General features: G+C 68.6%; 7 protein-coding genes. 4 read left to right on the top strand and 3 right to left on the bottom strand.

The annotated features are described in order from the left end of the window. Positions 1-165: 165 nt before the first annotated feature. The 4 genes from ACFOWZ_RS01850 to ACFOWZ_RS01835 all read left to right on the top strand — a co-directional run bounded on the left by ACFOWZ_RS01850 (position 166) and on the right by ACFOWZ_RS01835 (position 7,292). Positions 166-636, top strand: coding sequence for an ROK family protein (locus ACFOWZ_RS01850; protein ID WP_382368270.1), 471 nt, complete (start codon positions 166-168; stop codon positions 634-636). A 20-nt stretch (positions 637-656) separates the two neighbouring features. Beyond that, on the top strand, positions 657-1,934 hold the full coding sequence (locus ACFOWZ_RS01845; RefSeq protein WP_382367594.1) for an ABC transporter substrate-binding protein: 1,278 nt from the start codon (positions 657-659) through the stop codon (positions 1,932-1,934). A gap of 157 nt (positions 1,935-2,091) precedes the next feature. After that, the gene (locus ACFOWZ_RS01840; protein WP_382367591.1) at positions 2,092-4,854 is read left to right on the top strand and encodes an immunoglobulin-like domain-containing protein; all 2,763 of its coding nucleotides are present in this window, start codon (positions 2,092-2,094) and stop codon (positions 4,852-4,854) included. 173 nt (positions 4,855-5,027) lie between these two features. Then, positions 5,028-7,292 (top strand): cellulase family glycosylhydrolase, encoded by a 2,265-nt coding sequence (locus ACFOWZ_RS01835; RefSeq protein WP_382367588.1) that lies wholly within the window; start codon positions 5,028-5,030, stop codon positions 7,290-7,292. A gap of 56 nt (positions 7,293-7,348) precedes the next feature. Here the strand turns inward: ACFOWZ_RS01835 and ACFOWZ_RS01830 are convergent, their stop codons facing one another. The 3 genes from ACFOWZ_RS01830 to ACFOWZ_RS01820 all read right to left on the bottom strand — a co-directional run bounded on the left by ACFOWZ_RS01830 (position 7,349) and on the right by ACFOWZ_RS01820 (position 10,351). Further along, positions 7,349-8,380 carry a rhamnogalacturonan acetylesterase gene (locus ACFOWZ_RS01830; protein WP_382367585.1) on the bottom strand — a complete coding sequence of 344 codons (1,032 nt, stop codon included), beginning with the start codon at positions 8,378-8,380 and terminating at the stop codon, positions 7,349-7,351. Positions 8,381-8,402: 22 nt separating this feature from the next. After that, the gene (locus ACFOWZ_RS01825; protein WP_382367582.1) at positions 8,403-9,515 is read right to left on the bottom strand and encodes a glycoside hydrolase family 53 protein; all 1,113 of its coding nucleotides are present in this window, start codon (positions 9,513-9,515) and stop codon (positions 8,403-8,405) included. 152 nt (positions 9,516-9,667) lie between these two features. Next, positions 9,668-10,351: a LacI family DNA-binding transcriptional regulator gene (locus ACFOWZ_RS01820; protein WP_382367579.1), complete on the bottom strand. Its 684-nt coding sequence runs from the start codon at positions 10,349-10,351 to the stop codon at positions 9,668-9,670. Positions 10,352-10,367: the final 16 nt, after the last annotated feature.

The following is a 10,367-nucleotide window of genomic DNA, read 5'->3' as shown; positions in this document are numbered from 1 at the left end:
GGCCGAGTTGTTCGACCAGACCACGGCGCGGCTGGCCCGGAAACGGGTTCCAGCACTGGAGAGCGCGCCGGAGGTCGTGGCCGAGCAGGTTCTCGACGTCGTTGCCGCTGTGCGGCAACAGGTGTACGAGGCGCCGGTCGGTGCGATCGGGGTCAGCGTGCCCGACTGGCGGGTCCGCGAGTTGCTCCAGCGGGGGAGTGGGGGCACACCGTCCTCGAAGCCGGTGGACGACGGTGCCGGTGCGGAGGTCGCGGGTGCGTGGAGGCCTACGTCGGAGCGGGCGCGCTGGCGCGCACGTGCCCGCCCGGTGACCCCGAGGTGGCGGTGGCACGGCTTGCGGAAGCCGTGCGGCAGGGCGATTCCACGGCGCTGGAGACGCTCGGCCGGTTCGCCCGTTCGCTCGGTGTGGCGCTGGCAGGCTTCGTGAACGTGCTCAACCCCGAGTTGATCGTGTTCGGCGGGTGGGTCAGTGCCGTGCTCGGAGAGCCTCTCGTGTCCGCGGTCACCCCGGTGATCAAGGAGTACGCGCTCGCACCCTGTTTCGAAGCGGTGACCGCCGTGCTGGGCAGGCACCAGGGCAACCCGGTGTCCCTCGGCATGGCCGTGCTCGCCTTCGAAACCCACCTGCTCGACTGAACTTCCGAGGGGATCGATCCATGGGGCAACTCCGCCCGTTCAGAGCCGTGTCCGCGGTCGTGGCGTGTCTGGTCATGACCGGCTGCACCGCCGGTGCGCCACGTCCGGCGCCCGAACCCGAGGTGACGGTCGCCGTCTGGGGCAGCGAGCAGGACGCCAGGACCTACCAGCAGCGCGTCGACCTGGCGAGTGACCGGGTCCCGGGCGTCAACGTCAAGCTGTTGCACGTCAAGGACGGCGACTACGGCTCGAAGATCGGGAAGATGATCGCGGACGGCAACCCGCCCGACATCATCGAGGTCAACGAGTCCGTGCACAGCTACAGCAGCAAGAACCAGTTGCTGCCGCTCAACAACTTCATCGAGACGGAGAAGGTCGACCTGGTCGCGAGGTTCGGCGAACGCGCCGCGCGCTCCTACGACCGCGAAGGCAAGACGTGGGCGCTGCCCGACCGCAACGGGCCGATGGTGCTGTACTACAACAAAGATCTCTTCGACAAGGACGGCGTCGCGTACCCGACCGCGGACTGGAAGTGGCCAGACTTTCTGGCGGCGGCGCAGAAGCTGACGGTCAAGGACGGCGACAAGACCATGCGCTACGGGTTCGCCGCGGGCGACTGGTGGCCGTGGTGGATGGCGTTCATGCTGCAGAACGGCGGCAAGGTCCTCGACGACGCCGGCAAACCGGTGATCAACTCGCCGGAGAACGTCAAGGCGATGCAGTTCTACGCGGACCTGGTGCACAAGCACCGCGTCGCTCCGTCCAAAAAGGACTACGAGGCGCTGAAGGTCGGCAGCCCCGACCAGCTCTTCGCGCAGGGCAACGCAGCGATGATCATGACCGGCTTCTGGAACATCGCCTCGCTCAAGGACGCCCCGCAGGTGCGGTGGGGCATCTCGCCGCTGTTCAAGAACACCAAGCAGGCGACGATCTCGTTCCAGAGCGGCCTCGCGATCACGAAGTCGAGCACCCGTCCCGAGCTCGCGTTCAAGGTGCTCGACTTCCTGACCACCGCCGAGGGGCAGAAGCCGATCGCCACCAACGGCCAGGACGCCCCCGCCAACCGCGAGGTGCAGGACAGCGAAGACTTCCTGCGCCCGGCGTGGGCCATCGGTGACGTGAACATGGACGCGTTCAAGCAGTCCGCCGAGTTCGCCTACGCGCCACCGATGACGCCTGAGTGGGGCGCCATGCAGAAGGCGTTCGGGACGATCATCGGTGAGATCTGCGACGGTGTCGTCACGCCGAAAGATGGCCTGGCAGCAGCCCAGCGGTCACTGGAGAACCTGGGCAAATGACCTCGCGGAGGGCGGGGAGCTCCCGCCCCGCCCTCCGGTTCATTGACGACCTATCGAGTGCCAGCTATGTTTGCGCTCACTTCCGGGACTGTCCGCGTGTTCCCCTTTTGAACCCTGTGCTGGGCGCCTTCACGTGCGCCCGTCGGGAAAGGCCGGCATGTCCTTGCGTCATCTCACCTTCACGTCGGCGCTCGTCGCCGTCGCCCTCACCGCGGCAGGGCTCGCGGTCTCCGTCACGACCAGCTCGGCCGCCACGCTCGACGACGGCCTGGTCGTGCACTACGACCTCACCCAGCCCTCCGGCACCGAGGTCACCGACAGCTCCGGCTTCGGCCGTCACGGCACGCTCAGCGGCGACACCACCTGGCTGGGCTCGGAAGGCCTCCGCCTCGGCGGTGTGAACGGTCACGTCCGCCTGCCGGACAACGTGATCCGCGGGCTCGCCGACGTCACCGTCTCGGTCCAGGTCGAGCTCGCCGCCGACCAGTCCGTCCCGTACTTCGTCTGGGGCCTCGGCAACACCGTGGCCAACACTGGGAACGGCTACCTGTTCGCGACGGGTGACCAGTTCCGCGCGTCGATCGCGAGCGGCGACTGGTCGACGGAACAGACCGTCGACAGTGGACGGAGCCTCGCCCGCGGCAGCTGGCGCACGATCACCTACTCGCTGGCCGGCGGCACCGCGGTTCTCTACGAGGACGGTGTCGAAGTCGCCAGGAAGACCGGCGTGACCACCACTGCGGGCTCCATCGGCGCCGGCACCACCACGGCCAACTACCTCGGGCGCTCGGTCTACCCGTCCGACCGTTACCTCAAGGGCAAGGTCCGCGACTTCCGCCTGTACGGCCGTGCGCTGAGCACGGGCGAAGTGCGCGAGCTGGGCAAGACGACGGCGTCGGGCAGGCCTGCCGCCGACGTCGCGGCGGTGAACCCGGGGGACACGTCGTCCGTGACCGACGACCTGAAGCTGCCCCTCAAGGCCGCAGGCGGCTCGGCCGTCTCCTGGGAGTCGAGCAGACCGTCGGTGGTGTCGGCGACCGGTGTCGTCACCCGGCCCGCGCCACGCACGGGCAACGCGACGGTGACGCTCACCGCGACCGCCACCTACGCCGGGTACACCGCCACGCGCGACTTCACCGTGACGGTGCCGGAAGACGACACCGACCGTCAGAAGGTCGACAACGCGCTGAAGAACATCGTGATCCACGACGAGGACGCGATCCGCGGGAACATCACGCTGCCGGCGAAGGGCGCCCGCGACGTCGCGTTCACCTGGCAGAGCAGCGATCCCCGCGTCGTCACCGCGACCGGCGAGGTGACCCGGCCACCGCACGGGTCGCGGCCGCGCACCGCCCGGCTCTCGGTCCGGGCGACCAAGGGCTACACCAGCGCCACCCGCTACTTCACGCTCACCGTCCTGCCGCTGCCTCAGAACGCGGCGATGGAGGGCTACATGTTCGCCTACTTCACCGGTGAGGCGAACCAGGACAGCGAACAGGTGCACTTCGCGGTGAGCCGCGGCAACGACCCGTTGCACTGGGACGAGCTCAACGGCGGCCGTCCCGTGCTGAGGTCCGAGCACGGCGAGACCGGCGTGCGCGACCCGTTCATCATGCGCAGCCCCGAAGGCGACAGGTTCTTCCTCCTCGCGACCGACCTCCAGATCAACGGCGGCCGGGGCTGGGACGCGGCGATGCGCCACGGCAGCAGGCACCTCGAGATCTGGGAGTCGACGGACCTCGTCACGTGGTCGGACCAGCGGCACGTCCCGGTCTCGGACCCCGCGGCCGGGATGACGTGGGCGCCTGAAGCGACGTACGACCCGTTGATCGGCGCCTACGTCGTCTACTGGGCGTCCAACCTGTACTCGCCCAGCGACGCGAACCACACCGGTCCGACGTACCCGCGGATGATGTACTCGACCACGCGCGACTTCCGCACCTTCACCCCGCCGCAGGTCTGGAACGACCCCGGCCGCGGCGTGATCGACTCGACCGTCCTCAAGGAGGGCGAGTACTACTACCGACTGACCACTGACGAGAAGGTCATCGGGTCGTGCGCGCGGGACATCGTGCTGGAACGGTCGAAGGACCTGCGCGCGGTGGACCTGCCGGGATCCGGGCCGCGCAACTGGGAGCTCGTCGACGACTGCGTCCGCACCGGGCTCGGCACGGACTGGGTCGAGGGTCCGACGGTGTTCAAGTCCAACGACGGCAAGAAGTTCTACGCCTTCCTGGACGAGACGCCGCGCCGCGGGTACATCCCGTTCGTCACCGACTCGCTGGAGAACCCGAACTGGTCGATCCCCGCGGAGTACCAGTTGCCCGCGAAGCCCCGTCACGGCACGGTGCTGCCGGTCTCCAAGGCCGAGCTCGAACGGCTCAGGAAGGGCCCGCCGCCGGTGCGCGCCAACACGAAGGGCGTCGTGGCGGACTACGACCTGCGCGGTGGCGCGGGGCCGGCCGTCGCCGACCTGTCCGGAAACGGCCGCACGGCAACGATCGAGGGTGACGTCAGCCGCTCGTCGGCAGGGCTCGTCTTCGGTGGCACGGACGGCCACCTCCGCCTGCCGGACAACCTCACGGCAGGACTCGACGCGATGACCGTGTCCACCCGGGTGTGGGTCGACCCGGCGCAGCAGGGCCTGTACTCCCTGTGGGACATCGGCAACCTCCACGTCGACAGCGGACTCGCTCTGCCTCGCGGCGCCTGGCACACCATCACGTACACGTTGTCGAACGGGACTGCTCGTGTGTTCGACGACAGCGTCGAATTCGCGCGCGTGGACGGCGTCACGAGAATTCCGCGTGACATCAAGACATCGGACTTCGCCGGCCGGTACCTCAAGGGCAAGATGCGCAGGCTGACCGTGTGGAACCGGGTGCTCTCAGCGGAGGAGATCGCCGCGCTGCGGCGGTGAGCGGAGGTTTGTCCACAGGACAAACCGATGTCGTGGGCCTGTCCGCATCGGACAGGCCCTGGCAGTGGGCCACTCGGCGGTGTGACAGGGGATTTCGCCGTGGTTACAGTCCGATTTCTGGGAGCGCTCCCGGAAATCGGATTCCCCCTGTCGGACATCCTCAGGAGGTCGTTTTGACCTGGCGATTTCTCCGAGCGGTGGTGGCCGGCCTGCTCCTGGCGGCCTGTGCGGTCATCGCTCCAGTCCCTGCCAGTGCCGCCGCGCCCGCGCGGATCATGGCACTCGGCGACTCCATCACCGGCTCACCCGGCTGCTGGCGGGCGTTGCTCTGGAAACACCTGCAAGACACCGGACACACCGACGTCGACTTCGTCGGCTCGCTCCCGGCACCGGGCTGCGGGTTCACCCACGACGGCGACAACGAGGGCCACGGCGGGATCCTGGCGACGAACATCGTGCGGGACAACCAGCTTCCCGGCTGGCTGTCGTCCGCACGTCCGGACGTCGTGCTCATGCACCTGGGCACCAACGACGTCTGGAACAACATCCCGGCCGCCACGATCCTGAACGCCTACACGACGATGCTCGGCCAGATGCGGGCGAGCAACCCGTCGATCAAGCTGGTCGTGGCCCAGATCATCCCGATGAACCCGTCCAACTGCTCGGCCTGCGCGCAGCGCGTGGTCGACCTCAACGCCGCGATTCCCGGCTGGGCCAAGGCGAACAGCACGGCGGCCTCACCGATCACCGTGGTGGACCAGTGGACGGGCTTCAGCACGTCGGCCGACACCACCGACGGCGTGCACCCCAACAGCTCCACCGGCATCCAGAAGATCGAGAGCCGCTGGTACCCGGCCGTGGTCGCCGCACTGGGCGGCGGCAGCACCCCGACCGCGGGCCTGCACGTCGAGGGCACGCGGGTCGTCGAGGCCAACGGCACGCCGTTCGTCATGCGCGGCGTGAACCACGCGTACGTCTGGTATCCCACCCAGAACAGGGCGTTCGCGGACATGAAGTCGTTCGGCACCAACACCGTGCGCGTCGTGCTCGGCAGCGGCCAGCGGTGGGGCCCGACGCCGGCCTCCGAGGTCACGAACGTCATCTCGTTGTGCAAGCAGAACAAGATGATCTGCGTGCTGGAGGTGCACGACACCACGGGTTACGGCGAGCAGAGCGGTGCGGCGACGCTGGACCAGGCGGCGACGTACTGGGTCGGCGTGGCCAACGCGCTGAAGGGCCAGGAGAACTACGTCGTCATCAACCTGGGCAACGAGCCGTTCGGCAACAACGCGACGGTGAGCGCCACGTGGGCGAGCGCGACGAGCAGTGCGATCAGCCGGTTGCGCAGTGCGGGGCTGCAACACCTGATCATGGCCGACGCGCCGATGTGGGGTCAGGACTGGGGCAACATCATGCGGGACAACGCGACCTCGGTCTTCAACGCCGACCCGCAGCGCAACACGGTGTTCTCCATCCACATGTACGGCGTGTACGACACCGCCGCCGAGATCAACGCGTACTTCGACGCGTTCAAGTCGGCCGGACTGCCGTTGGTGGTGGGGGAGTTCGGGCACAACCACAGCGACGGCAACCCGGACGAGGACACGATCATGGCGCAGGCCCAGGCCCGCGGGCTGGGCTACCTCGGCTGGTCGTGGAGCGGCAACAGCAGTGACGTCGCCTATCTCGACATGACGAACTCCTTCAACCCGGCGAGCCTCACGCCGTGGGGCGAGCGGTTCCTCAACGGCACCAACGGTGTCCGGGCCACGTCGAAGGAGGCGACCATCTTCGGCGGCGGAGGTGGCGGTGACACCGAACCGCCGACCACGCCAGGGACCCCGGTGGCTTCGGCCGTGACGTCGACCGGCCTCACGCTGAGCTGGACGGCCTCGACCGACAACGTGGGCGTCACGGGCTACGACGTGTACCGCGCGGTCGGCAGCGGCGCGTTCACGCTGGTGGGCTCGGTGGCGTCGACGACCTACGCCGACAGCGGCCTGACGCCGTCGACCACCTACCGGTACCAGGTGCGGGCGAAGGACGCCGCCGGCAACGTCTCCGCGAACTCGGGCATCGTCTCGGCGACGACGAGCGCGGGCGGCGGTTCCGGCACGTGCAAGGTGGCCTACTCCGCCCAGAACTGGGGCGGTGGCAACGGGTTCACCGCGAACGTGACCATCACGAACACGGGCACGAGCACGGTCAACGGCTGGACGCTGGCGTTCAGCTACCCCGGCGGCCAGAAGGTCACCCTGCCCGGCTGGGGCGCGACCTTCGCCCAGTCCGGCGCGAACGTCACGGCGACGAACCTGACGTGGAACGGCACGCTGGCGCCGAACGCGTCGGCGAACGTCGGGTTCAACGCGACCTACAGCGGCTCGAACCCGGCGCCGGCCTCGTTCACGCTGAACGGGAGCACCTGCACGACCGCCTGACCCCGCGCGGAAACTGGCCCTGGCGCCGCCACGCCAGGGCCAGCGGCTGGAGGCGCTCAGCGCAGGTAGCCCGCCAGCGGCAGGTTCAGCTCACGCACGCCCTGCACGACGAGTCCGGCCATCTCCGCGCCGCCTCGCGCGGAGAAGTGGGTGTTGTCGCCTGCTTCCTTCGTCAGGTACAGAGCTTCGGACGCCGACGGCCCCATCGACTCGACGAGGGCCTTGCTCTTCGCCGTCAGGTCGATCACCGGCACGCCTGCGCTGCGGCCGAGCGCGCGGATCACCGCGGGCAGGTCCGCGCCGACGCTGTTGACGTGCAACGCGGTGCCGGTGAGCTTGCTGCCGCTGAACAACCTGCGCACCGGCGGGGTCATCAGCACCGGGACACCGCCGCGTTCCCGGACACCGCTCACCAGGCGGGTGAGGTTGTCCCGGAACGCCGTCGCGTTGGTGGTCTTGTCGTTGTGCCCCAGCTGGATGAACACCAGGTCCTTGCTCCTGATCAGCGGTTTCACCGTGGGGAAGAGCGCGCCGTTGGACAGGAAGCTGCCCGAGCTCTCGCCGGAGTCGCCGTAGTTCGCGACGACCGCACCCTCGCGGACTCGTGCCGGCAGGTGCTGACCCCAGCCGGTGTAGGGGGCGGCCGGCTGGTCGCAGACGGTCGAGTCGCCCGCCAGGTAGGCCACCAGCGGGGACTTCGCCGGTGTCACGGTCAGCGCGCCGATCGCGGGTGCGCTGCCGCCGAACGTGATCTGCAGGCCCGGTGTGCCGGTGCCGCCCTGGCCGGTGGGCTGACCCTCGGGGTTGCGGACGTTGACCGAGACCGTCGTGCGGACGACCTGGCCCGAGGTGGTGGAGACGGCGCCCAGCACCTGCCGTCGGGCCTCCACCGACATCGAGGTGTTGGCCGCTTTGGTGGTGCTGCCCAGTTCCACGGTCACGTCGTAGTTGCCGGGGGCGACGTTGAAGCTGCACTTGATCGGCGCGGTGCCGGAGCACTGCGGCGGCAGCGCGGACGCGGCGGGAACGGGAGCCAGAACGACCGCGGTGAGTCCGGCCGTGAGGAGCGCGAGGCGCTTGAGGGACACGGGTTCTCCTGTCAACCGGGAGTCAGGCGGTCCAGCGGATCCCGGGCAGCAGACGCCCGGTGCGGTCGAACACGGCCTGGTTCTCCCAGCCGTTGCCCGAGTTCGCGATGTCGGCGGGGTCCCAGCCGTTGCCGCGCACGGCGGTCCAGGTGGGCTCCCAGTAGAAGACGCCGATCGCACCGGCGTCGCGGGCCGTGTTCTGCACGGCGGTGAAGTTCGCGGCCTGTCCGGCGGGTGTCGCCGGATAGCCCGCGCACGGCTGCGCGTCGCTGATCACGTTCGCCGTGCCGTCGTGGTTCGCCGTCGTGTACGGGTACGCGGTTTCGGCGAGGACGACCGGCTTGCCGTACCGGGAGCGCACGTCGGCCACCACACCGGCCATCGCGGGCATGCTGCCGTGCCAGTAGCAGTAGTACGACAGGGCCGTGATGTCCCATTGGACGCCCTGGGCGCGGATGCCGTCGTAGAACCAGCGTGGACCGGACGCCACCGTCGCGGTGTGGATGATCACCTGCGTGCTCTGGTTGCACGCCTTGGTGGCGTTGTACCCGGCCTTGAGCAGGCGGCCGAGGTTGGCGAAGTTGTCGTTGACAACCTTGCCGTCGTCCCACAACATCCCGCTGTTGATCTCGTTGCCGATCTGCACGCTGTCCGGCGCGGCGCCCTGCGCTTTGAGGCTGGTGCAGACGTCGTAGGTGTAGTTGTAGACGTCTGTTTGCAACTGACCGATGCCGTGGTTCGCCCAGGCCGCGGGTTTCGCTTGTTTGCCGGGATCCGCCCACGTGTCGGAGTAGTGGAAGTCGACGAGCAGTTTGAGTCCTTTGGTTTTCACGGTCTTCGCGTACTGCAGGACTTTCGCCTTGTTGTTGTAACTGCTGCGCGGGTTGTTCCAGATGCGGAGGCGGACGTAGTTGACGCCCACGTCTTTCAGTACGTCGAGGGGATCTTTCGCGGTGCCGTTCGCGTCGTAGTACCGGGCGCCGAGGTCCAGCGCTCGTTGGACTGTCGAGACGTCGGCTCCCCGCATGGTCAGCGAGGCAGCGGAGGCGGCGGGGGCCGGCAGGGTCGCGGGAAGAACGAGCACCGACAGGAGCACGGCCGTTCTTCCCGCACGGCTGATGCCGTGCGCGATCATCGCGATCTCTCCCTCGAGTTCTGTGAACGTACACAGGCTCTGTTCGGCGGCATCCGCATTGATGGAACCGCAACGGGTAGATCGTTTCAAGAGGAGAGATGTCAATTCTTGTGAACGTGCACAGTCGAATTCCGTCGAACGGCCGGAATTCGTCAAGAATTGTCAAGCCGTGCTCCGTCCGCCATCAGGTCCGAGGCGGCGAACACCGCGTCGAGGTCCGGAGCGGTGGTGAGCAGCCGCTGCATGCCCGTCTCGCCGCTCGCCCTGCTGTAGTCGCCGTGCGCCACGAGCCGTTCGTCGAAGGCGATGCCGCGCTCGGCGAGCATCTCGCGGTAGCCCTGCAACCGTTCGAGCCCGCCAGGCGTGTCCTGCGGGCCGGTGATGGTGGCGATCCGCCTGCGGCCCGACTCCAGCAGGTACCGCACCATGGTCCTGGCGCCCTCGTGGTCGTCGGATGCCACGTAGGACAACGCGCCGCGCTCACCGAGCGGCTTGCCGCAGCACACGAACGGCAGGTCGGCCCGCCGCAGGTGGTCGATCATCGGGTTGCCGCGGTGCGAGGAGACGAGCAGCACGCCGTCGACGTGGGTCTCCGACAGCAGGAACGCCACGGACCCCGCGCGCTGCGTCACGAGGCTGCGGGCCGCGCGGTTCACCACGTAGCCGAGCTTGCGGATCGCGGCGTTGACCGCTTCCCTGGCGGCGGGGCTCACGTTGTGCCCGCCCTGCAGGACGCGCGACACGGTGCCACGGGAGACGCCGGCGTGCTCCGTGACGTCGATGATCGTCGGCGGGCGCCGGCCCCGTGGTCGTCGTCGTGGCGCGGTGTCCGTCATCGGCCCTCATCTGCTC

Source organism: Lentzea rhizosphaerae (assembly GCF_042649515.1).
GTDB lineage: Bacteria > Actinomycetota > Actinomycetes > Mycobacteriales > Pseudonocardiaceae > Lentzea > Lentzea aerocolonigenes.
The sequence above is the reverse complement of the archived record's forward strand: the minus strand, read 5'-3'. Positions and strand labels throughout refer to the sequence as shown.